This is a genomic window from Fretibacter rubidus, from assembly GCF_041429785.1.
Classification (GTDB): domain Bacteria; phylum Pseudomonadota; class Alphaproteobacteria; order Caulobacterales; family Maricaulaceae; genus Fretibacter; species Fretibacter rubidus.
In genome coordinates, this window is sequence record NZ_CP163423.1 from 2,760,102 (window position 1) to 2,782,462 (window position 22,361).

21 protein-coding genes are annotated in these 22,361 nt (G+C 53.4%); 1 reads left to right on the forward strand and 20 read right to left on the reverse strand.

What is annotated here, in order from left to right:
* Nucleotides 1-134: 134 nt before the first annotated feature.
* Nucleotides 135-3,053 (forward strand): ATP-binding protein, encoded by a 2,919-nt coding sequence (locus AB6B37_RS12750; protein WP_371396190.1) that lies wholly within the window; start codon nt 135-137, stop codon nt 3,051-3,053.
* Between the two features lie 7 nt (nt 3,054-3,060).
* Here AB6B37_RS12750 and AB6B37_RS12755 read toward each other — a convergent pair whose 3' ends face one another.
* The 20 genes from AB6B37_RS12755 to AB6B37_RS12850 all read right to left on the reverse strand — a co-directional run bounded on the left by AB6B37_RS12755 (nt 3,061) and on the right by AB6B37_RS12850 (nt 22,298).
* Nucleotides 3,061-5,808, reverse strand: coding sequence for a bifunctional [glutamine synthetase] adenylyltransferase/[glutamine synthetase]-adenylyl-L-tyrosine phosphorylase (locus tag AB6B37_RS12755; protein ID WP_371396191.1), 2,748 nt, complete (start codon nt 5,806-5,808; stop codon nt 3,061-3,063).
* Nucleotides 5,809-5,822: 14 nt separating this feature from the next.
* Nucleotides 5,823-7,397, reverse strand: coding sequence for an ATP-binding protein (locus AB6B37_RS12760; protein ID WP_371396192.1), 1,575 nt, complete (start codon nt 7,395-7,397; stop codon nt 5,823-5,825).
* Nucleotides 7,398-7,419: 22 nt separating this feature from the next.
* Nucleotides 7,420-8,091, reverse strand: a complete 672-nt coding sequence (locus AB6B37_RS12765) for a response regulator transcription factor (protein ID WP_371396193.1) — start codon at nt 8,089-8,091, stop codon at nt 7,420-7,422.
* Nucleotides 8,092-8,147: 56 nt separating this feature from the next.
* The gene (locus AB6B37_RS12770; RefSeq protein WP_371396194.1) at nt 8,148-9,740 is read right to left on the reverse strand and encodes a trypsin-like peptidase domain-containing protein; all 1,593 of its coding nucleotides are present in this window, start codon (nt 9,738-9,740) and stop codon (nt 8,148-8,150) included.
* 85 nt (nt 9,741-9,825) lie between these two features.
* Nucleotides 9,826-10,473, reverse strand: a complete 648-nt coding sequence (locus tag AB6B37_RS12775) for a DUF938 domain-containing protein (RefSeq protein ID WP_371396195.1) — start codon at nt 10,471-10,473, stop codon at nt 9,826-9,828.
* 14 nt (nt 10,474-10,487) lie between these two features.
* Nucleotides 10,488-11,930 (reverse strand): sensor histidine kinase, encoded by a 1,443-nt coding sequence (locus tag AB6B37_RS12780; RefSeq protein WP_371396197.1) that lies wholly within the window; start codon nt 11,928-11,930, stop codon nt 10,488-10,490.
* A 3-nt stretch (nt 11,931-11,933) separates the two neighbouring features.
* Nucleotides 11,934-12,611 carry a response regulator transcription factor gene (locus AB6B37_RS12785; protein ID WP_371396198.1) on the reverse strand — a complete coding sequence of 226 codons (678 nt, stop codon included), beginning with the start codon at nt 12,609-12,611 and terminating at the stop codon, nt 11,934-11,936.
* Nucleotides 12,612-12,655: 44 nt separating this feature from the next.
* Entirely contained in the window at nt 12,656-12,991 is a 336-nt protein-coding gene (locus AB6B37_RS12790) for a PepSY domain-containing protein (protein WP_371396199.1), read from the reverse strand.
* Nucleotides 12,992-13,067: 76 nt separating this feature from the next.
* Nucleotides 13,068-14,018 carry a DnaJ C-terminal domain-containing protein gene (locus AB6B37_RS12795; RefSeq protein WP_371396200.1) on the reverse strand — a complete coding sequence of 317 codons (951 nt, stop codon included), beginning with the start codon at nt 14,016-14,018 and terminating at the stop codon, nt 13,068-13,070.
* Nucleotides 14,019-14,084: 66 nt separating this feature from the next.
* A complete protein-coding gene (locus AB6B37_RS12800; RefSeq protein WP_371396201.1) occupies nt 14,085-17,870 on the reverse strand; it encodes a glycoside hydrolase/phage tail family protein in 3,786 nt (1,261 codons plus the stop codon).
* Nucleotides 17,867-18,319, reverse strand: a complete 453-nt coding sequence (locus AB6B37_RS12805) for an NlpC/P60 family protein (RefSeq protein WP_371396202.1) — start codon at nt 18,317-18,319, stop codon at nt 17,867-17,869. Before AB6B37_RS12805 ends, AB6B37_RS12800 begins: the two co-directional genes overlap by 4 nt.
* Nucleotides 18,316-18,990 (reverse strand): DUF2163 domain-containing protein, encoded by a 675-nt coding sequence (locus AB6B37_RS12810; RefSeq protein ID WP_371396203.1) that lies wholly within the window; start codon nt 18,988-18,990, stop codon nt 18,316-18,318. The genes AB6B37_RS12805 and AB6B37_RS12810 overlap by 4 nt, the downstream gene beginning before the upstream one ends.
* Nucleotides 18,983-19,594 carry a TIGR02217 family protein gene (locus AB6B37_RS12815; protein WP_371396204.1) on the reverse strand — a complete coding sequence of 204 codons (612 nt, stop codon included), beginning with the start codon at nt 19,592-19,594 and terminating at the stop codon, nt 18,983-18,985. Before AB6B37_RS12815 ends, AB6B37_RS12810 begins: the two co-directional genes overlap by 8 nt.
* A gap of 20 nt (nt 19,595-19,614) precedes the next feature.
* Complete coding sequence (locus AB6B37_RS12820; protein WP_371396205.1) at nt 19,615-20,022, reverse strand: phage tail tape measure C-terminal domain-containing protein; 408 nt, start codon at nt 20,020-20,022, stop codon at nt 19,615-19,617.
* Complete coding sequence (locus AB6B37_RS12825) at nt 20,006-20,260, reverse strand: phage tail assembly chaperone (protein ID WP_371396206.1); 255 nt, start codon at nt 20,258-20,260, stop codon at nt 20,006-20,008. Before AB6B37_RS12825 ends, AB6B37_RS12820 begins: the two co-directional genes overlap by 17 nt.
* Nucleotides 20,247-20,573 (reverse strand): hypothetical protein, encoded by a 327-nt coding sequence (locus tag AB6B37_RS12830; protein ID WP_371396207.1) that lies wholly within the window; start codon nt 20,571-20,573, stop codon nt 20,247-20,249. Before AB6B37_RS12830 ends, AB6B37_RS12825 begins: the two co-directional genes overlap by 14 nt.
* Nucleotides 20,574-20,987 carry a phage major tail protein, TP901-1 family gene (locus AB6B37_RS12835; protein ID WP_371396208.1) on the reverse strand — a complete coding sequence of 138 codons (414 nt, stop codon included), beginning with the start codon at nt 20,985-20,987 and terminating at the stop codon, nt 20,574-20,576. It lies immediately after the preceding gene.
* Complete coding sequence (locus AB6B37_RS12840; protein WP_371396209.1) at nt 20,984-21,421, reverse strand: DUF3168 domain-containing protein; 438 nt, start codon at nt 21,419-21,421, stop codon at nt 20,984-20,986. Before AB6B37_RS12840 ends, AB6B37_RS12835 begins: the two co-directional genes overlap by 4 nt.
* Nucleotides 21,421-21,738, reverse strand: a complete 318-nt coding sequence (locus AB6B37_RS12845; RefSeq protein WP_371396210.1) for a phage head closure protein — start codon at nt 21,736-21,738, stop codon at nt 21,421-21,423. Before AB6B37_RS12845 ends, AB6B37_RS12840 begins: the two co-directional genes overlap by 1 nt.
* The gene (locus tag AB6B37_RS12850; protein ID WP_371396211.1) at nt 21,735-22,298 is read right to left on the reverse strand and encodes a head-tail connector protein; all 564 of its coding nucleotides are present in this window, start codon (nt 22,296-22,298) and stop codon (nt 21,735-21,737) included. Before AB6B37_RS12850 ends, AB6B37_RS12845 begins: the two co-directional genes overlap by 4 nt.
* Between the last annotated feature and the right edge of the window lie 63 nt (nt 22,299-22,361).

A 22,361-nucleotide genomic window follows, 5' to 3' on the forward strand; every position in this document is an offset into this window, starting at 1 on the left:
CTGACGGTTTCACCGTCTATCATGCCTTTTTCAACAGGGCTTTAACCTTTTCTCACCCCTTTCATGGCAAAGATTGCCTCGACTTGAGCGCTAGGCTGGCCTTATGCTCGTGAGTGATTCGCAAGGGATAAACGGTGAGCCAAAACGCCCCTATACCGCAATACCACCCTCCGCAGGCACAGGCTGCGGGACAGGCAATGCCCTCTGGCCAAAATCATGCCCCTGCATCTTATGCGCCCCCATCGATGCCTTCATCACCACCGCCTATTGCGGCTGAGCCAGGATTGAGCCGTCCGGGGTCGACGCAAAGCGCTAAATCCGCGGCGATGAAAAGCCTCGATAATATTTCGCAGCGCATTGATAAGCGCACCATCCAGACCTTGTCATTTGCCTCTATCGGTTTTTTGATATTCTTTCTGATTATTGCAGCCACAATTTTGCTTGGTATTCGGTCAAGTCATCACGCCCAAGAAGCAACAACGAGCTATCAAACAAGCCAAGACATAGCGAGCGACGCAGCTCGCAATCTTGATGGGCAATTAATGTGGATAGACCAAGCCGTTGCGTCGCGCGGTAACGCCCAGCAAATTGTCGATTTAGTCGCGAGAGGCCAGAACATTGACGCGGCCTTAATCATGGACGCCCAAAACAACGTCCTGGCCGCAACAACGGGCGCCAGAGCCGCAGCCCCTAGCTTGTCATTGGAAAATTTTCCTGACGCTGGATTGAAAGTCGTCTCTCTTATCGGCGAGAACGGCGGGGTCAGCCCTGTGATTATGCGTAAAGCTGGCAATGCCTATCTGGCAGCTATTTTGGCACCGGGTTCCATCGTGAATTACAGCGACCGCACATCCGCACTAATCCTAAGTAGCGGCGGATTAATCGATGCCCCACCCGCCATGGGGCGTATTGGCACGCTTGCCTATCTAGGCTTAGGGGCTGACCGCCTTGCTGCGATGCAAAACGGCATTCCCGTATCGCACACAATGAACGGACAAGAGGTTTGGATCAGCCTTCGCAATATTCCCAATTCAACATCGATTGCCGCGCTAAGTATCAAGCCAAAGACCATGCCAGAAGGCTGGTCACGGAACCTATTTTTATTATCAATTTTGTTCATTGGTATCTGTTGGCTGTTTTGGATTTTGCTGCGCAATATGATGCAACAAATTGGTATGGTTGAAGAGGCCTATGGGCAAAATGAAATTTCGCAGCAACGCTACCGCGCAGCCTTAGAAGGCAATCGTGGCGGTATTTGGGAAATTGATACTGAAAATAATATTGCCTATCTTTCGCGCTCGCTGGCCTCACTGTTGGGCTTAGAGGCAAAAGACCAAGAAATTTCTGTCCCGCAATTTTTAGGCCTGTTTCACGAAAGCGATAGAGAGCGTATGTTTTCAGCGACGCGCCGCGCCCATGTTGGCGGCGAGTTTGAAATTGATATGAATGTCGCGCATCTGCCGCTGACACTATCGTGCCGCGGGCGGCCGTCCACACGGGGCTCAGACTACGCCAAAGTCGTCATCGGCGTGGCTATGGACGTCACAGAACAACGCGGTGCTAGTAACCGTTTGCGCGCTGCGGAAGCGCGTCTGTCTGACGCGCTGCGGTCCATGAATGATAGCTTTGCGCTTTGGGATCCGCGCGGGCGTCTTGTATTGTGGAACGCGCGCTATGAAGAATTTTTTGGGTTTCAGCCTGGCAATCTAGAACCAGGTATGCCGCGCGAAACAATTGATTTTCATGCCAAAAACGTCATTGCCGAGACCTATGCAATCGAAGGCGACACGGCCCAAGATATCTTGCTGACAGATGGCCGCTGGATTCGCTATCAAGAAACGCCAACCCAAGACGGCGGTTTTGTTAGTATTGGGTCTGACCTTTCGGGTATTCGCACACGTGAATATCAGTTGCAGCAAAACGAGGCTGCGCTACAAAAGACAATTGACGTCTTGCGTAAATCACAGTTCCGTATCGTGGAACTGGCCGAGAATTATGAGCAAGAGAAAATTCGAGCCGAAGAGGCCAGCCAATCTAAATCAGAATTTCTAGCCAATATGAGCCATGAGCTTCGCACGCCGCTGAATGCGATTAACGGCTTTTCCGATATTATGAAAAAGGAAATGTTCGGGCCACTGGGTGACCCGCGCTATAAAGAATATGTCAATGACATCCTATTTTCTGGTCAACATCTGCTATCACTGATTAATGATATTTTGGATATGTCCAAGATTGAAGCCGGGAAAATGTCGCTCAATACAGAATTTATGCAGCTTAATGACATGGTCACGCAAGTCATTCGGATTGTAAGGGGACGGGCCGAAGAGAACCGTCTGAAGCTGATTTATGATGATCACGCTCTCCCTGAAATTCAAGCGGACCCGCGCGCCGTGAAACAGGTGCTTTTGAACCTGATGACCAATGCGATTAAATTCACCCCCGAAGGCGGCGCAGTGACATGCGAAGTCACGGCCAAATCGGCTGGGCTTATTATTAAAATATCCGACACGGGTATTGGTATTGCGCAAGAAGATATTGATCGTTTGGCCAAACCGTTTGAGCAAATCGATAGCCAACATTCGCGCCAACATGAAGGCACTGGACTTGGTCTGGCGCTATCCAAATCCTTGGTCGAGCTTCACGGCGGTAATTTCAAAATCGAATCCACCTTAGGCGAAGGCACACAGGTCACATTCACTCTGCCTAACAAACCGCCGACGGTTAAAACTGTTGAAGAGACTAACGAAGTTGGCAATGAGATTTCACGTCTGGCCCAAGATATTGCCGATGTCCTCACCGATAGCGACAATCATGATGCAACTGTGCCACCTATGCCGCATGTTGCGCAACAACCGCCGATGCCTGGGACGCCGCAATCATCCCCCGTTGTGCCCCCTGCCCCAATATCTGAGATGATGCCGCATAGCGCAGAGCCATCTTACGAAGGACAGGTGGCTTACGAAGGACAGCCATCTTATGAAGGACAGGCGGCTGCGCAGCCCAGCACAGGCTACGTCATCGCCCCGCCGCCAAAACCGCAATCAGCAGCCTAGAAGGCCGCTAACTCAGGCCGATATAGCGCGTGACCATCCCCTGTATGAGATGCGAGTAATCATCCCGCCGCGCCGTTAACTCTGCAGGCTCTGTCCCTAAAATCTTTGCGATTTGACCTGTTTGATTGGCGTCCAATCCGTCCGATAATGTCCCGACTGTCATGGTCAGGGCTTGGGTAAGCTGGTGATAAAACCGCGTGGCCTGTGTCAGCAAAGAGACATCCAGCGAGGCCGCATTTAAGGGGTGCGTTAGGGCCGCTATCATTGCCTCTGTGGAGATTGGGCGCGGGTCTAAATCACGATTGGGTTGCATGAGATAGGCTTTTTGCACGATGAATTCGATATCGCGCAAGCCGCCTTCCATTTGCTTTACGTCCCACGGACCACGCGCCGGTTTCTCGCGCCGCAAACGCACGAGCATATCGGCTATATCACCCGCCGTATCTAAATCAGGGCGCGCCGTGGTCAGGGCGCTTAGCACATGACCGTCAAGCTGCTCTGTAAAATCAGCTGATGAACTTGCCACAACCCGCGCGCGGGTCAGCGCCATAAATTCCCATGTCCAAGCTTTTTCATCATAATAACGCGCGAACGCGTCAACACTGACCGCAACAGGGCCAGACCGACCCGACGGGCGTAGCGCCATATCAATATCGTATAAACGTCCCTCTGCCGTGACAGCAGATAGCGCACTGACAAAGCGTTGGGTTAATTTTGTAAACTGGCGGTGAACACCTAAATCATCTGAATGCGGGCGGTAAATGACCATGACGTCCAAATCAGACGAGAGGCTTAATTCCTGCCCGCCTGCCTTACCCAGCGCAAGTACGGCATAATCACCGTTTAAGGGGCCCGTAACGCGCATGGTCTCGCGCGCTGCGACAGGCAACATGGCTTGCACCGCGCAGTCAGCGACCTTTGATAATGCCGGCCCCGCATGATCCACGGCCAAACGTCCGCTGAGCACGGCGGCGCTAATCCGAAATTGATCTTCATGCACAGCGCGCCGCATAGCATTCATCGCATTTTCGAAGGCGCCAGCATTCTCTGTATTATCATTCACTAAGGCGAGATAGCCTGCACCCAAATCATCAATATCAATTTGCAGGAATGACGGCTCTATCATGGCGTCCAAAATCGCGGGCTGATGGCTAATGGTATCCGATAAACGCTGGGAGCTTGTCATCAGCTTGATAATATCAGCGAGCCTGTCAGTTTCCTGCAAGAACATTGACAGTAACGCCACACCAGCACTGAGCCGCGTGAAAAACCCTGCAAAAGCCCTAAAGGCCAAATCAGGATTGGGCGCATCAGAACAGATGGCAATTAATTTCGGGGCCAACCGGGTCAAAAGCTCGCGTGCACGCTCTGTGCGTGTGGCGGGAATACGCCCGCCCAACCAAGACGCCGTGGATTGCCAAACGAAATCAATATCCTCAAACCCAAGGGTCTCCAGCGTTTTGATTGTGCCGGGTCCGGGCTCTAGACCTGTAAATGACAAGCTACCGACGGGCGACGACAGACTTTCCGAGTCTGGAAACAAATCAACATAATGACCATGCACGCGCTTTAGCAGTGTCACTAAATCATGGTCAAAATCTGCAAGATCAGCGTAACCTGTTAACGCCGCCAAGCGCGCGCGGTCATGATTATCAGCGGGCGAGATATGGGTCTGCGCGTCCTCCATCATCTGCGCGGCGTGTTCCAATTTACGAAGCTTCGCGTAATCCGCAATCAGGCTGTCACACACATCAGGATCAACCGCTTTGAAATCTGTTAGGGCGCGCATGGCATCGACCGTGCGCATGGTGCGTAAATGCGGTTGCCGCCCACCCAGAATTAATTGTTGGGTTTGGGCGTAAAATTCAATCTCTCTGATACCGCCATAACCGAGTTTAAGGTGGTGCCCCGCAGCGGTTATACTATCGCCAGATTTGGTCGCGTGGATTTGGCGTTTAATCGAATGAATATCTTCAATCGCGGCGTAATCCAAAGACCGCCGCCAAATAAACGGGGCCAGCACATGGTCGATAAAATCCTGTCCGACCGCTTTGTCACCGCCGCAAACCCGCGCTTTTATCATCGCCGCGCGTTCCCAGTTTTGACCCAGAGTCTCGTAATATCGTTCTGCTGTTAAGGTCGAAACCGCGACCGCGTTACTGCGCGGATCAGGCCGAAGGCGAAGGTCTGTACGAAAGACATAGCCGTCCACAGTAATTCGCTCAAACCCCGCAATCAGGCTTTGGACAAATTTTATAAGCGTGCGTTCTGCCCGGGTCATATTGGGCAGCGCAATAATATCTGGATCGTAAAAAACGCAAAAATCAATATCAGAGCTATAGTTAAGCTCCCGCGCGCCGTATTTACCTACCGCCAAAATAAACAATCCCGGCACAGGGTTATCCGCTGTGCCCTCTATGTTTTGCGCGCGCGCACAGCATTGCAAAAGGCGCGACATAGCAATATCGGACAACTGGGTCAGATGCTCTGTAACAGAGTCCCAATCCCAAATGCCGCCAATATCACAAAGCGCAATGCCCAGATGAGCGTGACGTTTAAGCTGCCGCAAAACAGCCATTTCGCTGTCCAAATCACCAATAGTGTGGGGTAATCCGCTGAAAAGGGTTTTGAGATAATCTCCCGCGCCCTTTTTTTTCAAACCTTTGGGACAATCAGGAAATAAGCTAAGCGACTCGGCGAGATAGGGGGCATTATCGCGGGCAATTTGCACGGCGCTGTCTATGGTCTCTGGCATATCAGGCACCGATATTATGCGCGCTGTTTTGCATGGGCCTCGCCCTGCCCTGATTTTGACGGGGTTGATTTGCCCTGATTTGACTTACCCTGACCTGATTTGCCTTGCGCTGATTTACCTTGGCCTGCGCGCACCCGCGGAAAAGAAAGTGACGCGGTAAGTCCAGTGGCAGCTTCACCATCGGGCCGCGCAATTGATCCGCCGTCCAACGCAAATTTCGCACGGTGTAAATCGGCAATGGCATCGACCAGCGCCAGCCCCAAGCCAGAGCCCGGGAGAGAACGGCTGGCGTCAAGCCGCACGAAGCGCTCTTTCACGCGTTGGCGCGCATCTTCGGGAATACCTGGCCCTGTATCTGCCACTGAAATCACTGTGCGACCGTCAGAATTCCGTGTCAGCGATAGATGTATCGCGCCGCCTTTGGGCGTATATTTAATCGCGTTTTCAACAAGGTTAGACACCGCTTGTGATATCAATCCACGGTCGGCGGAAATATGATGGCCGTCTTCAATATTATAATTAAAAACCAAATCCTGATCTTCACAGGCAGGTTCATAAAGCTCTGCGATATCATCAAGGACAGTTTTGGGATCAATTTCTTTCAAAAGTTCTCTGCGCTCGCCTGCCTCTAACCGCGCGATACGCAGCACAGAATCAAATGTTTTTAGGAGTTGATTAGCGTCATCGGCGGCCGCGAATAAAACCTCGCCCGCTTTGTCATCGCCCATGTCAGCAGCCGCACTTTCAAGGCGGGTCCGCAGGCGCGTCAGCGGACTGCGCAGGTCATGGGCGATGCTATCACCCGCATAGCGCATGGCCTTCATCAGCCGGTCAATATGGTCAAGCATATCATTCAGATGCTCGGCCAGAAGGTCCATTTCATCTTCAGAATGGTTGCGCGGCGCACGGCGATCCAAATGCCCAGCGCGGACATCAGTCGCAAGGCGGTTAAACGCCTCGACCCGGCGGGTGAAACGGCGCGAGACATACCAACTGGAAAGTAACCCCAAGAACAAGGCAATGGCCGATGATGTCAAAATCGCGCTTTTCACGCGTTCCGCTGTGCGCATAGTGGGCTCAACGTCGCGCGCGACCATGACCAAAGCGCCGTTCACATCCCCCAGCTTTAATGGCCCCGCCAGCCCGCGCACACGGCGTTCGCGTTCTGGGCGGTTATCAGTCGCGGGTTCAACGAGGATAAAATTTGTGCGGGTTAAGCTATCCGTGGCGGCCTCCGGGAAAATGCTTTCCTCTGAGCTTTCTTTTTTCACAACCCGCACAGTCAAGTTCCCCGTCGCGACATCTTCGCCGTCGGGGTTTTTAGAAATCAGAACATACAGCCCGTCGCCAGAGGCCGAGCGCAAAAACACTTCTTGGCGGAGGGACAATATATTGCCCTCTTCCAATATGGTTTGAAATTCGGCAATCTCGGCCTCGAGCGTTTTATCAACGCGTCGGATTTCGCTAGAGATAGTCAGGAAATAGACATTCCCAAGCGCAATAAAGAGGGCGACCACAAACAGGATCGCCCCCAAAAGGCTGAGCCGAAACAAAGTATTTCGGTATAATTTTTTAAGCGCGATTAGCATAGTGTGTGCTTAATACACCCCGCTAAACCTGCAAGCGATAACCCGCCCCGCGCACAGTGTGTAGCAAGGGTTCGTCAAATTCCTTGTCGATTTTACCGCGCAGGCGAGAAATATGCACATCAATGACATTGGTTTGGGGGTCAAAGTGATAGTCCCAGACCTTCTCTAACAACATGGTGCGGGTCACAACCCGCCCTGCATTGCGCATCAAACATTCGAGCAGACGAAATTCACGCGGTTGCAGCAAGATATTTTTACCAGAGCGTTTCACCGTGCGCGCCAGTAAATCCATTTCCAGATCACCACATTTCAATTTCGTGACCGCCGCCGTCGGATCAGAACGACGCCCAATGGCTTCGACACGGGCGAGCAGTTCCGTAAAGCTATAGGGCTTGGCGAGATAATCATCACCACCAGCACGCAAGCCTTCGACCTTTTGATCAACCTCACCCAGCGCGGATAAAATTAGCACGGGCGTTTTATCCCCATCGTCGCGCATTTCCGCGAGCACAGACATACCGTCACGTTTGGGCAGCATACGATCGAGGATCATAGCGTCATAATCTGTGGCGCGCGCCATCTCTAGGCCCAACTCGCCGTCAGGGGCAAGGTCAACCACGTGCCCGGCTTCCATCAAGCCTTTGCGCACATATTCGGCGGCAATGTCATCATCTTCGACAACTAATATTCTCATGTCACACTCCTTTTGCCGCCCCATTGGAGCCCCTAAAATGGGTTAAGACGGCACAGTTATAATTGCAGGGTTAAATAGGTTTCACGCCCCGTGGATTCGCGTACAAATAAAATCATTGCACCAGAGCCTTGGGTTTGGGCTTGGCCAATCATGTGGTTAAAGGCAGGCACAGACGGGATATCGCGGCTGTCGGCTTGCATGATAACCATATTGGCTTTCACGCCGGCATTGGCGGCCTTTGATCCCGGGGCTACAGCTTCGACGTAAACGCCGACTTGGTCATAGCGCATACCAAGGGCGCTACGTGCTTCTGATGATAAATCCACCAGTGACCAGCCCATGTTAGAGCCTTGACCCAATTCTGTCGGGGTCGGCGGCGGTGTGGCCACCACAACGTTTTTCTCAACCACGTCTTTGTCAGGGCGTTCGGCAATCATCACCGTTAGCTGATATGTTTTCTCGCCGCGTTCATAGGTGACGTTCATCTTCTGATTGGGACGTAAACGGCCAATGATACGGGTCGCCTCTGTCGCATCGCGCACGGTTTGTCCGTTGATATTTAAGATAATATCATCAACTTGCAGACCGTAAATATCGGCGGGGCTGCCGCCCACGACATTGTTGATTGTTGCACCCGACTCAAACACGCCAATATTTTCTTTGGACTTTTCAGCGGTGCGCAGACCCGCACCCAACCAACCCCGGCGCACGCGGCCTTCGGTGCGAATAGCGTTGACCACTTCGGCGGCGGTATTATGCGGAATAGAAAATCCAATCCCGACACTCGCGCCGGTGGGCGAATAAATCGCAGAATTAATACCGACCACATCACCCGCAGGATTAAACAAAGGCCCGCCAGAGTTACCCGTGTTAATCGTCGCGTCCGTTTGCACGTAATCGACATAAGAGCCACTTTCAACACGTTCACGGCCAATGGCAGAAATTATGCCAAAGCTGGTCGATTGCCCAATACCAAACGGATTACCAATGGCGACAACCCAATCCCCAATACGAAGCGCTTCACCTTTATGAAATTTTACAAAAGGAAAGGCGCGCTTGGCATCAATCTTAAGAACAGCAATATCGGTTTCTTCGTCCGTGCCTATGACTTTGGCAGGGAAACGCTCGCCATTGTTAAATTCAACTTCTAGCAAGGTGCCGCCGTCAATAACGTGATAATTGGTGACAACTTCACCCATGGCGGAAATTAAAAAACCAGAGCCTTGGCCCTCTGTTGTGGATTCCATTGTCTCTGATGTAGCGATGATATTGACCACGGCGGGGCTGACCTGTTCCACCAAATCCGCAAGTGAGGTTTCAGACGGATAGGAAAACGGAAAACCCAGCGGCATTGTCGATGGTGACTGGATATCCGTCGCCTGCGCTGAGCCCATGCGGTTATCGACAATCGCCATTTGCTGCTGCCGGTCTGGTGATGTTTGGCTTTGGGGCGGTATCGCGCCTTGTTCGCCCGATAGGCTGCGCATGGGCGCTGTCAAAGGCGTCGCAGCGGGTGTCGTTTTGGCCAGCGTCGTAGGCTCTTGCACAACGAAGTCTTGCGCGGTCGCATCTGTGCCCAGCGACAACACAGCTATAAGCGCCGTGGTCGTTAAAATAATCTGCGATGTGAGCGGTGAGGAATATGTCACGCGTGTCTCCAACAATTGGCACCACCATGATGGGCAGCGTCTATCCTAAATCTGTCCAAAACATGACAAAACCGTCATATTTGAGCTAAGACCGTTGAAACACCAAAATTTGATTGTTTTTAGGCATAACAATGCGGTCGCAGCGATTAAAGCCTGCTTTCGCAAATATATGCTTAACATCCGATAAATTGCGCACGCCCCAACGCGGATCGCGCGATTTCAAAGATATATCAAAATCTAGATTTGACTGTGCCGTATCCTGACCCTCTTTGAACGGGCCATATAGCACGACCATACCATCTGTCTTGACCAGTTCTGCACTTGCCACTGCCAGGCCCAATGCGGCTTCCCACGGTGCGATATGAATCATATTAGCGCAAAATATCACGTCATATTGCGGTAAGCGCACAGCCCAATCCACCTGTGTCGTATCAATATCCAGCGACGGTAACATCTGGCCGTCAACATCGCTGGCCCACGCATTTTGGCTGGCCCGTGACGCCGGGTTGGGGTCAGACGGTTGCCACGTAATATCATGACGCGCACGACACATGGTTAGCGCATGTTCACCTGTGCCAGAGGCAATTTCTAGCACAGACGCGCCGTGGGGTAGCAATGTTGATAGCTGCTCTGCAATGACGCGGCGGTTACGCTCTGCACTGGGCGATCTAAGTTTCGCGCCGTCCTGCGCTCTATCTTCAAGCGCGATAGGGGGGTTGCGTTTGTCAGTCATTGTCTCTCTACCCTCTAGGCCTCAATACGGCACGGCAGGGTCAGCGTGACTTTCAACCCCCCCATATCAGATCGCCCAAGGCCAAGCGTGCCCTTATAAGCGCGCGCCAAATCATCGACAATGGCAAGACCAAAGCCTGTGCCAGGCGTGGCTTCATCAAGGCGCACACCACGCTTTAACGCGCGCCCGTAGTCATCCTCTGGTAAGCCCGGGCCGTCGTCTTCGACACAAATTGAAAATTGCCCTTCGTCAGGGGCCAAACCGTGCGCTGTTACGCGAACGCGCGACTGGCACCATTTACACGCATTATCCAGCAAGTTACCCGCCATTTCTTCAAGGTCGCGCTTCTCCCCGCGAAACGCCAAATCGGGCATGATATCGACGACCATATCAATGTCCTTAGACCGGTAAATACGCGGCATGGTCCGCGCGAGGCTCTCAACCGTTTCTGTGACGGGGGTCGTAACGCCAATCGCTTGGCCTCTTGCTGCGGCGCGCGCACGACGAAGGTGATGGTCAACTTGATTGCGCATAGCATCGGTTTGACGCGACACAATATCGGCAGAAATCGTCTTTGACTGTGGGGCACTAGACGCCTCGTTCATCAGCACAGCCAAGGGGGTTTTCAACGCATGGGCCAGATTGCTGACATGGGTCTGGGCCCGCTCAACGACATCTTTATTATGATCAATCAGCACATTAAGCTCTGTCGCGAGCGGCTCAATCTCTGTTGGGTAATGCCCGCTGACGCGGTCTGCACGCCCTTCGCGCACGGCAACAACGCTGTCGCGCAGTTCAAATAAAGGCTTAAGACCAAGGCGGACTTGGATAAAGACCGCCCCAATAAGGCCCACCGTGACGAGCGTCATTAAAAATATAGCAAGACCCGCAAAGCGGCGTACGGCTTGGGTCGCCGGACGGCTATCGGCAGCGGCCAGAAATACTAACGCCTCACCGTCCATATTAGGCAATATGACCAGCCGTGCAGACACACGCAAAGGCTCCCCATCAGGGCCTTGTGACCGCGTCGCAATGGGCGCACCAGGGTTTGCGCGCAGGCTCAACACATCGCTTGGGGCCAAGCTTAACCCTTCATCAAGCAGGGAGCGCGACGCTTTTACCGCCGTGATAGACCCGTCATCCGCGAGCGTTCCAATGACCCAGTACCGTCCCGACAAGGCGCGTTGATAGCGAGGATCTGTGGGTTCACGTAGCAAGCTCATACCGCTAAGACCGTCTGCACCCTCATTGATATTGGCAGACGCAATCAGTGACGTCACGGCGCTGACCAGCGGGTCATCAAAAATGCGGTAGGTAGAATTGCGGTAAAACCAAGTCAGCGCCATCGCCGCGATCAGCAAACTTGGCAGCGCCCAAAGCACGGCACTGCGCACAAGGCGCGTGACAAGGGATTGGTTGGTGCGCAGGTCTGGCGGGGCGAGTGGGGCCTCGGCCACGGCCTAGCTCGCTTGGGAATTCGCAGGATCAACCAAACGGTAGCCTAAGCCGCGAACAGTCTCGATACGGTCTGTCCCGATTTTACGGCGCAGACGACCGACAAAAACTTCGATGGTATTAGAATCCCGGTCAAAATCTTGGTCGTAAATATGCTCAACAAGTTCTGTGCGCGAAATCACGCGACCACGGTGCATAGCCAGATAGCTGATTAAGCGAAACTCATGGCTGGTCAGCTTTATCGGGCTGCCGTCAACAAAGGCACGGGCCGCGCGGTTATCGACCAGCAAATCGCCAATCTCTATCGTATCGGTCGAATGCCCGGCGGCGCGGCGCACAAGTGCACGAAGTCGCGCCAAAAGCTCCTCTGTGTGGAACGGTTTTGTGAGATAGTCATCCGCACCCGCATCAAACCCCGCCACTTTTTCAGACCATTGGTCGCGCGCCGTCAGGATAATCACAGGAAAGGTTTTCCCATCAGAGCGCCATTTTTGCAAAACGGACACACCGTCAATCAAGGGCAAGCCCAAATCCAGGACAACCGCGTCATAGGGTTCTGTATCCCCAAGGAAGTGCCCTTCTTCGCCGTCAAGCGCAGCGTCAACAGCGTAGCCCGCATCTTTAAAGACTTCGGTTAATTGGCGAGATAGATCAGGGTCGTCTTCGACGATAAGAATACGCATTATGTCCTCCGGCGGGTCGTATTAGGGATACGGGATCGCGAGTTTTAATTAAGGACGCGTCCGGTTCGCGCGTCAATAACAATATCAACAACACGGCCATCTTTTCGGATCATACGCACAGTATAGCGGTTACCCTTGCGCGAAATGTCAACCACTTCGCCGCCTGGTACCGCGCGGCGCGCAATTGATTTAGCCTTAGACGCTGAGATTGCGCTTTGGACGAATTGCACAGGCTTTTCGGCAAAATCTGACACGTTGAAGGTTACGGCGGCTTTAGTATCACGCACATCAGTCGGCACGGCAAAAGCTGGCATTGCCATGCTTACGCTTGCTAGACCTGCGAAAAATGTCGCAAAAAGATATGTTTTGACCTGTGCCATGTTTAGTGTTTACGCCCCCGCCCCTGAATATATTCTGAATAACGGGTTCAGATTACAGTGGCAATTGTTAATAAGTTTACGACAAGACGTCGCGAATATCGCCCGATCCGACCTCATCTGCCGCCTCGGCCCAACTTATGAGTGAGGGGTCTTTGGGGTCAATCAGCGTGATTTGCGGACTAATCAAAAGGTCGCCGCCTTCAAGACCCTTGCCTTTTAGGCGCAGTGTCGTGCCGCTATTGGTGCCTGCAGGAATATTAAGCGATACTGTGCCGCGCGGCATGGGCACTTTCACTTTGGCCCCCAAAACTGCTTCTTTCAGCGTTATAGGCAGGATAAGGCGGATGTTTTGACCATCGCGAGAGAAATATTTATGCGGTTTAACCGAAATTTCGACTTTCGCGTCACCCGCACGTCCGCCGTTCACACCCGCATGCCCGCGACCGCGCAGCCGCAAGACAGCGCCGTCAACAACACCTTCGGGAATTGCGACATTTAACGCGTCACCGTCTTTGGTCTTAATGCGTTTTTTGCCGCCCTTTAAGGCCTCAGCAAAGCTCATGGAGATTTTATAGCGAATATCAGCGCCGTTTTTAGGTTGTGCGCGTTGCGTGCGGCCATAACCTTGCCGCCGCGGACCGCCCGTTTGTCCGCCCATATTCATCCCAAAAAGGGAGGAGAACAAATCAGCCATATCGTCTTGCCCGCCCGCCATACCGCCGCCAAAACCTGCGCGCTCAAACCCGCCAAAGCCTTCGCCGTGAAAGCCGCCCGAACTGGCGCGGGCATAGGGGTTTTGCTGCTGACCGCTGGCATCAACCTGCCCGCTATCATATTGCGCGCGGAGTTTTTTGTCTGTCAGAAGCGTGTAGGCCGCTGAGATTTCTTTAAACCGATTGGCCGCTGCGTCGTCACCTGGATTAACATCAGGGTGCAGCTTTTTTGCCAAAGCGCGATACGCCTTGCGAATGTCGGCGTCAGAGGCCGTCTTGGACACACCAAGCAATGTATAGGGATCTTTTGCCACACGGCCTCCTTTCCCTTTGCATTTAAGCGGTCAAAGGCCAAAAACAATGGGCGCGGCGGGTAAAATCTATGAGGGCGTTATCGTGAGAGGTGGGCCGTAACCATAGGCGCGAGACCCTTGGGCGACCGTGACCCGGGTGATATCCGCCTGGTGGATTGTTGGTAAAAGTAACAACGGTGTGTCAACGGTGAAATTTTCAGACCCGCCATTATTAAAGTTGACCTTGACCGCATAGAACTCACGCTCCTCGCCCAGTGGTATATCAAGACCCGCCCAACTATCCCCACCGCTACGACTGCGCCTTATCCATGATATGATAGACCCATCGCCTCCCGCGTCTATCCGACCATGAACAGGGGATAGGGGTCGCAGATGAGCGGCGGTGTAAGGCAAAACATAGGGGTCGCTTTGACGACCCGCCATAACGCCAGTGACGGAGATATCCGTTCCAATCGCGTCTTCATCTAAGGCCATATCAACCCAACCTTGACCAAGCCAAATGACGCGCGCACCAGCCACGATTGTCTCACCCATAGGCTGGTCTGTCCCCGCCAATCCGCGCAGCAATGTTGATAAGCGGTATTGATCTGGGCCTGTCAGGACAATATCGCGAGCTTGGAATATTTCCCACCCCTGCGCGGTTTCAACCGCAAAACGATTCGCGCCCGATAGCAAAGCCTCTCTTTCCACTGATGATATATGCAAGGCGGGCATATAAATATCAATTTGGGTCCCGTAGTCCCAGCGTCCAATGGGGCCAGCCGCCATACCGCCGAGCAACGCCCCGACCTTCACAGGTTCAGTCGCGGTTACGCTCTCGCCTCCCGCACTTATTGTGCAGAAATTAAACGGCACAGCAAAAGCGCCGACCAATGGACCCCGCCGATCAGAGCCGTCATAGTTTGGGATATCAATCGCCAGCACCTGCGGCTTTGGCGACCAGACAGGATCATGGATAACCCCGGGCGTGGTCCCGTTAAAGGGCAAGCCGTTCATATCTATATCATATGCGCGTGCAGAGGCGCGCAACGCCTGCGGACCGTCAAGCTCTGTGATTTGCCACGCGCCCGTCTCCCCCGGCAGGCTGACAACATCCCCAACCGAAATGTCTTGTCGGGCCGGCGATAAGATGAATTGCACTTTCGCATCCAAATTTTGCGCCGCGAATAACAAACGGTTCGCGGTGATAGACGCCAGAGAAGCGTCCATGACGATTGGTGCATTGATGTCTAGAATGCGGACTGTTTCTGCGTCTCTATGTTTGGCCGATACCACGCTACTTTGAAAATCCCGGGCCCCGTCGATAAAATGAAGACGCACGTCACGCAGCTCTGTCTCTGGGTCATGTTTAATATGACGCATGGGCCCGCCGTCTTGCGCCACTAAATCTTGCACATCCAGGGCCGTGACTGTCGCGCCTTGGGTTGGGGCGAATGATAGCCCGTCCGCCGTCTCCACTGGCTCAAAACCGTAGACCATAGCCAGCGGGCCAATGGCGGCGCGCGCACTCATCGGACGGTCGATGAGGTAGCCTTCTAGCAGACCTTGAATTTTGCTCGTATCAATATCGACCAACCCTGTTTGCTGCGCCAAATCAGCAACTACATCAGCCACAGCGACAAGGCCCATACGCCCCGTGATCCAATGACCGCGTTCCCAATTCCCACCGTCTGACCAAATACTGTCGCGTGCAGGAAAATCAGGAAAAGGCCGCGCGTCCCAACACCAAATATGGGAGGCGTCTGTGTCGATCATCGGCCCATCAAACAGATTGGACTGCGGATTTCCAGCGCCAGAATAATGGGTCAGAAACGCTTCCAAGTAACGTCGCTGAATAAGGTCATCACGGGCGGCGCTAGAATAATAGGGCGCGGCGCCTTCGCTGCTTTTGGGGTCATAAAAAACATTGGGCTGATTAGCCCCTTTATCAATGGCGGGACAGCCAATTTCGGTCAGCCAAAAGGGTTTGCTGCGCGGCACCCAAGGCGAGGCTGTTGTCTCCACCCCGTCAATGCGGTTGATATGGGGTTGATACCACCAGCTGCGGATGTCTTTATTGCGAAACACCCAAGACTTTGCATGGGCACTATCAAAAATCTCGGTGCGGATTTGTTCATCGCGCGCATCCGTATCAGCATAGTAATAATCATAACCCTCGCCGCCCTCGATATTGGCTTTGAGGTAGTCGGTATCATAGGGTGAGTTGGCCTTGTCCGCATCCAGGTGATCCGTCCCGTCCCGCCAGTCTGACAGCGGGAAATAGGCGTCAATCCCAACAGCATCAATCGCAGGGTGCATCCACAGCGGGTCGAGATGAAAGGTGACGTCACCACTGCCGTCTTGGGGATGGTGTCCGAAATATTCAGACCAATCAGCGGCATAGCTAATTTTCGTCTCAGGCCGCAAGACTGTGCGCGCATCTGCCGCGAGTTGCATAAGCTGGGTCACGGCTGGGTAATGAGTACGGCTGCTTCTGATGGTGGTCAGACCCACCATTTCAGAGCCAATGATAAAGCGTTCCACACCGCCCGCTAATTCCGCCAAATGGGCGTAGTGCAATATGAAGCGCCGAAAGGACATTTCATCAGGACCATTATAAATGACGTTATCACCGCTTACGCCAAAATCATTGGGGGTTGCTGTCCCGAAAAACTGCGTGACCTGATCGCTTGCAGTGGCGGTCATATCATCAACATCCGCGCAGCTAATCCGTCCGCGCCACGGAAAGGCAGGCTGTCCGGTGGCCCCGTCGAGCGCGGGTAAGTTATTATCCGGTGGAATATCCATCAGGATAAAGGGGTAAATCATCACCTTAAATCCGCGGTCACTTAAGATGCGGATAGTTTTCACAATACTATCATCGGACGGCGTGCCGCCGTAATTCGGGCGCCCCTGCGCGTCTTTTGACACAATATAGGCGTCTGCGCGGGTGACGTCACAAACACGCCAGCGTGCTGTGCCTTCTAGCAGTCTGGTACCAGTTTCTACGGCGGGCTGAATACGGCATTCTCCGACCCGCAGGTCATCGCCAAACCAACTAATGACCAGAGAGATGTTTTTACAATTGGGCAAGGCGGTTTCAAGCTGATCAATGGCGCGAATAATATCAGCATCGCCAGACAGATTGTTCATATTAATCGGGTTGGCCGCGCCAGAATTGCTAATGTCTTCAATCACGTCAGGGCTATAGGCAAATTCGCCTGATGAAGGCAGCAGGTGCACGCCCGTGATTTGCGTCTCTAGCCGGGGGCGGTCGCTCGCATTGGGCGCAAGCCGCGTGACCTGCACGTTAATTTGCGGCAGCCGCGCGCCGTAATCATCCAGCGGGAAATCCTCAAAGACGATATAGGCCGTGCCACGAAATGCAGGCACGGGGCCCGGTTCAATCGCGGCAATAATCGGATCAGGGTCTTGCGCCTCACGACCATTATAAACGCGCATGGTCAGCCCTGCGGTTGGTAACGGCGCGCCGTTCACCCAAATCTGATCGACAGATTGAATTTCGCCCTCACAAAGGCCGATTGCGAAACTCATTGTATAGCTATAATTAGTTTGAGTTGGCCCACCTTTACCGCCTGCCTGTGTTTCGCTGGCGGTTTCTTTTAGGTTTGACGCCCAAATGACTTGCCCCGCGAGGCGAACGCGCCCGTAGCACCGCGCCATTGGCGCTCCGTCGCGAGAGGTCAAAAGATGAAATTGATTAAGACGCGGGCCGTCAATATTACGGTTATCAAAAACCGAACTAATCGCGTTGCCCGCATAGGCCAGCGCCACTTGTCCTGCGCTTTGCACAACGGCAGAGCCCAATTGCGCGCCGACGGCCCGCGCGCCAGAAACTAAAACAGTTGTCATAAAATGACCTTTGAAAATGGTGGAAAAGCAAAGCTATAGGCGTGACGTTTTTGCCAATAAGGCACGAGAAAACTCTCGACCACAGCACGCCCCCAATAGGCGTGAATGATTGTCGTCTCGCTGGCGCGCACCGCAATATGTTTGCACATGGCATTCGGCGTCATACGAAACAGCATGATGTCACCGGGTTGTGTAGCGTCTAAATCAAGAGGGTTCAGGCAAGACTGCGCGGCCCGAAGCAATGTCTCTCGCCCTGTTTCTTCAGCCCAATTTGCCGTATAGGGCGGCGTTGCTATTGGTTCTTCCCCGTAAATTTCACGCCAAATACCGCGGACAAGGCCAAGGCAATCACAGCCCGCCTGCTTGGTGCTCGCCTGATGTTGATAAGGCGTGTCAATCCAATCTTGCGCACAGCGCAAGATCTCCGAGCGCAACTCTGTTTGGGTCATTGGCCTGTTAAATCAGTGTAACGAGAACCGCCGTCACGGCTATCCGTTTCGCGCGGAGCAGCGGTTAAGGCGTCATCCCCGATCAAAAACGGAAAGCCGCGAAAGTTGCGACTATTGCCAAATTGATTGTGACAGGCAGAGAAGCTGCGCGGGCAAGTCGTGCCAGTAGGAAAGCTATCCGCATTAAGGCCGCAGCGCGCATCGCCAAAGTCCGCATCGCATTGCACGGAAAACACACGGCCCGTCGCACGGTCAAGACGCGCGCTTTCGCCCAGCCATTCAAATGTAAAGCTATCACCTTGACGGGTAATTTCCCCGATAAAGCCCGTACTGATTTTCAGCCGTTGCGAAAGATCGGCCCAATTGACGCGCGCTGTATCAAGACGCGCGCCTGCATATAATCCTGCGTCAATATCAGTCGCTGTGATGCGGTCATCACGGAACACGCCCTGCACAGAACCGTTATCAACGGCAAAACCAAGACGGCTATCCACCGCGCCGCCACTCAGGCCTGTTTCGGCAAAATAATCAACGCCTTTGATCCGGAAATTACGGTCATGATCGGTAAATCCCATAACAGTTCCGTTTCGCAACGTCAGTGTCCAGATCGTGCACAGCGTTGTTGCGCCGCTCTCTAAATGTTGTTTTACTGTTGGGGATAAATCACGCATCTGTCAGCACCTCGATAAGGGGGATGGAGGCAACCTCGCCCGCCCCAAACGCCTCTAGCGACAGGTCAAGCCCCTCTGTGTCAAAGCGCACAATGACGTCAAAATCAAAGCTAGCCGTAATTGTGCTGACCGCTGCCGGGGGTGTATTAAATGTCACGAGCCCCGTGTTGTAATTAATTAAAACATCTTCTGATGCGATAGGCTGACTATTGTTAAAAAGCGTTACGCTACCCGCACGCGGTTTCGTAATTTTACGAACAAATTGACCTCCCTCATCACCGTAAATTTTAATCAGCTGAAATTCAGTTTCTTGACCATCCCCTGTTGCAATGGGGGCGTTATTAACGGCGTGGTCCAGCGGATCTTTGAACCGAAAGCTATAAAGCTGCCCATGGCGCGCCTCAAAAAACGCCATGAGAGTTGCTATATCCGCATGGGATTTAATCCCCGCTGCCGCATTAAAACGCCGTCGCGACTGGCTCTGTGTACTATTGCGGTGCTCATAACCATTGGCTAATTGGGTAATATCGGTCTTTCGCACAGGCCCGCCGCTCGCCCCAAAGGCAAGGCGCAGCGGGAATATAACGTCATGAAATGCACTCATAATTGTCGCCTTAATTTAGCTTAAAGATAGCGCTGCCCCGCGTTGACCGCGCGGGCGAGCGTGGCTGATATTTGGCCTTGCGAACGATTAAAGCTTGCGGCGTCAGATACGCCGCTGACCGTCATATTCACGGTGACAGGCGGCTTGGTTTGGTTTTGGCTGGGCGTCGGCGAACTCCCAAGCCCGCTGACCGCGCCTGATAAGGGTCCCGTGATAAAGTTTGAAATTGCCATACGCGCCAAATCCCGCGCCACACTTTCTGCCAGATTATTAAACGAAAGCTCACCTGAGCGCGCAGCACGGTCTAGGGCTGTTGCGATACGATCACCTGCCGCTTCAAATAATTGTGCGGTTGCGTTCGCGGCATCAAAGGCCGGGCCTTGGGCGAAATCCTCTAGCGCCTGAGCGGCGTCATCTGTTGGGGTCATGATTATTCATATCCTTTATATCAGGGTAGCGCGCAGATAGAGCGGCAAAGCCCTCGCGGTTAAGCGCTTGTCGCTCTGTTGGCGCGGTCAGGGTCAGCCAGTCTTTGACGGAAATCGACCAAAACTCTTGTGGCGATAATCCGTAACGGCCTACCGCGAGTTTAAGCCAAGCCTCAAACGGCCAGTCGTCATGCAGTTCTGCGTCATTAGACGGGGCATCTGCGTTAAAGTCGGGCATCAAAACTCTCCTCAAACACCGCGCAAATAGCCGGCACAAAAACTAGTACGTCGGCGTCGGATAGTTGTGCTACTGAGCTGTCAATATCTGCTTGCGCAGACATGGCTCGTGGGGAGGACGGTTGAGCCATTAAAAGACAGTCCAGTAGCACGCGCGCCTCTTCCGGCCCGATACGGCGCATGGCATCTGCCAAGGCGTGTGGTCCAGCGGCCGAGAGGCGCGAACTGATATGGGAGAGAGCCCCCAAAGTCAGACGTAAAGTAAAGGTGCGCGCGCCAATCACAACACGCTGATCACCGGGTTGAAATCCCATTTAATCGATTACTGTAAAGCTTGCGGCACCCGCGCTGTGAAAGGTCAATTCATAAGATGCTTCGCCGTTAAATGTGCCCGCATAAGACAAGCTTGCGATTAGAAACGGACCTTCGATGATACCGAAATGGGGGATAATGACTTGAGTGTCTATCAAGCTTTGGTCAAAGAAAGCGCTGCGCGCCACGGCGTCTGACGCCTTATCACGAAACACGCCTGCGCCAGAAATTTCAACCGATTTTGTACCTGCACCTGGCAGTAACTCGCGCCATGCGTCTAGGCTTTCACTATCAGTCACATCAACGCTGCGCGCATTAAAGCGCAAGGTCTTGGTACGAAGACCCGCAAGCGTGATAAAATCACCCGCATCATTTTTAAGTTTAACGAGTAGGTCGCGTCCAGCTTGTGCGCTCATGAAGTCTCCAATTCTTGGTCAGTCGTAATGCGAAGGCGAATGACGCCGTGCAGGGTGAGGCCGTCAGTGGCCCGAAAAATGTCGGTCAGGAGGATATGACGGTTGACAACAACCCCATCCTCAACCGTTAAATCACCGTCAATCAACACACGGCTCACCGCGCCAATGAGAGACAGCATTTCCGCCCGTCCCGCATAACGCGACCACAGATGCAAGGTCTGTAGATGGTTAGTGATCACCCCGCCCTGCCCGCTCGCGTCTTCGCTGCGCAGCGGGCCGAAAGTGAGATAAGGAAAGACCGGATCATCCGGCGCGTGATCATAAAGCCGCGGGTCCTCGCCAAGTTGTGATTGAATAATCAGGCTGTTTGACAGCAAGTCATAAAGCCCACGACTGAGCGAAAGCGCCCCGTTCGGGTCGGTGTGTGACGCCATTATTGTTGTTCCTCTTCACAGATAAGATGCAAGCGTTCGCGCCGATTATCCGGGTCAGAGGCCGAGATAACGCGCAAGATGCGGCTGCCCCACATCAGGCGCGCCCGTTCGGGAAAATCATCGTAAAATCGTGTGGTGACGCGGTAGGTTTGGATAACGCTGAGCCGTCCATTTTCGCGAGTCTCTGACAAGCTGCGCGGTGCGATATGGCCCCAAACTTTGCGGTGCCAGACCCACTGAGTGACATGTCCGCCGAAATCATCACTTGTTAATTGCGGTTTATAAACGCCGAGCCGCGTGCGCAAATGCCCGATCATAGCCGCACCATACGGTATGGCATCAACAGCGCATCGACCATCATCGGCACAGGCGGGGCGTTATCATCCCCGCGAAATTCATAGCTTTGGGCGAGGATGAGTAGCACCGCTTGGCGCAAAGGCATGGGAATATCCTCTGGCATAGACCCATGACCGGCAACCACGTCAATCTCCACGGCGCTAGCCCCTGACAGTATCGCCTGCCAGTTATTATGCGCGGACAGCGATACAACAGGCGGCTGACAGCGCAGATTAACCGTCACATTTTCAAGGCCGACATTGACACGCGCCCCTGCGTTATCCAGCACAGCCACAGAGGTCACATCCGTAATTGGGTGGTGATTGATAAACACACCCCGCCCCGACACACGTGTTGTTGTTAGCCGCATTTCGCGGGTGATTAAGGCGCCGCCAATCATGGCTTCCACGCGGATGCGCGCAGCCCGAATTAGATCGGTAATGAGCGCGTCGTCATCATCCGTATCAACGCGCAAAAATATCTTAGCGTAATCCAGGCTCACGGGTTCAACGGCGGGTGGGGTAATATTAATCATTGGCATTAATGCGGACCTTCCAAAGAAAAAGCCCCGCGTGACCGCGAGGCTGAAATTTAAATAACCGCG

Excerpts from the sequence above, each read along its gene's own strand:
- AB6B37_RS12755 (WP_371396191.1), bottom strand. The coding sequence starts at position 5,808 with ATGCCAGAGACCATAGACAGCGCCGTGCAAATTGCCCGCGATAATGCC.
- AB6B37_RS12760 (WP_371396192.1), bottom strand. The coding sequence starts at position 7,397 with ATGCTAATCGCGCTTAAAAAATTATACCGAAATACTTTGTTTCGGCTC.
- AB6B37_RS12765 (WP_371396193.1), bottom strand. The coding sequence starts at position 8,091 with ATGAGAATATTAGTTGTCGAAGATGATGACATTGCCGCCGAATATGTG.
- AB6B37_RS12775 (WP_371396195.1), bottom strand. The coding sequence starts at position 10,473 with ATGACTGACAAACGCAACCCCCCTATCGCGCTTGAAGATAGAGCGCAG.
- AB6B37_RS12785 (WP_371396198.1), bottom strand. The coding sequence starts at position 12,611 with ATGCGTATTCTTATCGTCGAAGACGACCCTGATCTATCTCGCCAATTA.
- AB6B37_RS12790 (WP_371396199.1), bottom strand. The coding sequence starts at position 12,991 with ATGGCACAGGTCAAAACATATCTTTTTGCGACATTTTTCGCAGGTCTA.
- AB6B37_RS12800 (WP_371396201.1), bottom strand. The coding sequence starts at position 17,870 with ATGACAACTGTTTTAGTTTCTGGCGCGCGGGCCGTCGGCGCGCAATTG.
- AB6B37_RS12805 (WP_371396202.1), bottom strand. The coding sequence starts at position 18,319 with ATGACCCAAACAGAGTTGCGCTCGGAGATCTTGCGCTGTGCGCAAGAT.
- AB6B37_RS12810 (WP_371396203.1), bottom strand. The coding sequence starts at position 18,990 with ATGCGTGATTTATCCCCAACAGTAAAACAACATTTAGAGAGCGGCGCA.
- AB6B37_RS12815 (WP_371396204.1), bottom strand. The coding sequence starts at position 19,594 with ATGAGTGCATTTCATGACGTTATATTCCCGCTGCGCCTTGCCTTTGGG.
- AB6B37_RS12820 (WP_371396205.1), bottom strand. The coding sequence starts at position 20,022 with ATGACCCCAACAGATGACGCCGCTCAGGCGCTAGAGGATTTCGCCCAA.
- AB6B37_RS12825 (WP_371396206.1), bottom strand. The coding sequence starts at position 20,260 with ATGCCCGACTTTAACGCAGATGCCCCGTCTAATGACGCAGAACTGCAT.
- AB6B37_RS12830 (WP_371396207.1), bottom strand. The coding sequence starts at position 20,573 with ATGGGATTTCAACCCGGTGATCAGCGTGTTGTGATTGGCGCGCGCACC.
- AB6B37_RS12835 (WP_371396208.1), bottom strand. The coding sequence starts at position 20,987 with ATGAGCGCACAAGCTGGACGCGACCTACTCGTTAAACTTAAAAATGAT.
- AB6B37_RS12840 (WP_371396209.1), bottom strand. The coding sequence starts at position 21,421 with ATGGCGTCACACACCGACCCGAACGGGGCGCTTTCGCTCAGTCGTGGG.
- AB6B37_RS12845 (WP_371396210.1), bottom strand. The coding sequence starts at position 21,738 with ATGATCGGGCATTTGCGCACGCGGCTCGGCGTTTATAAACCGCAATTA.
- AB6B37_RS12850 (WP_371396211.1), bottom strand. The coding sequence starts at position 22,298 with ATGCCAATGATTAATATTACCCCACCCGCCGTTGAACCCGTGAGCCTG.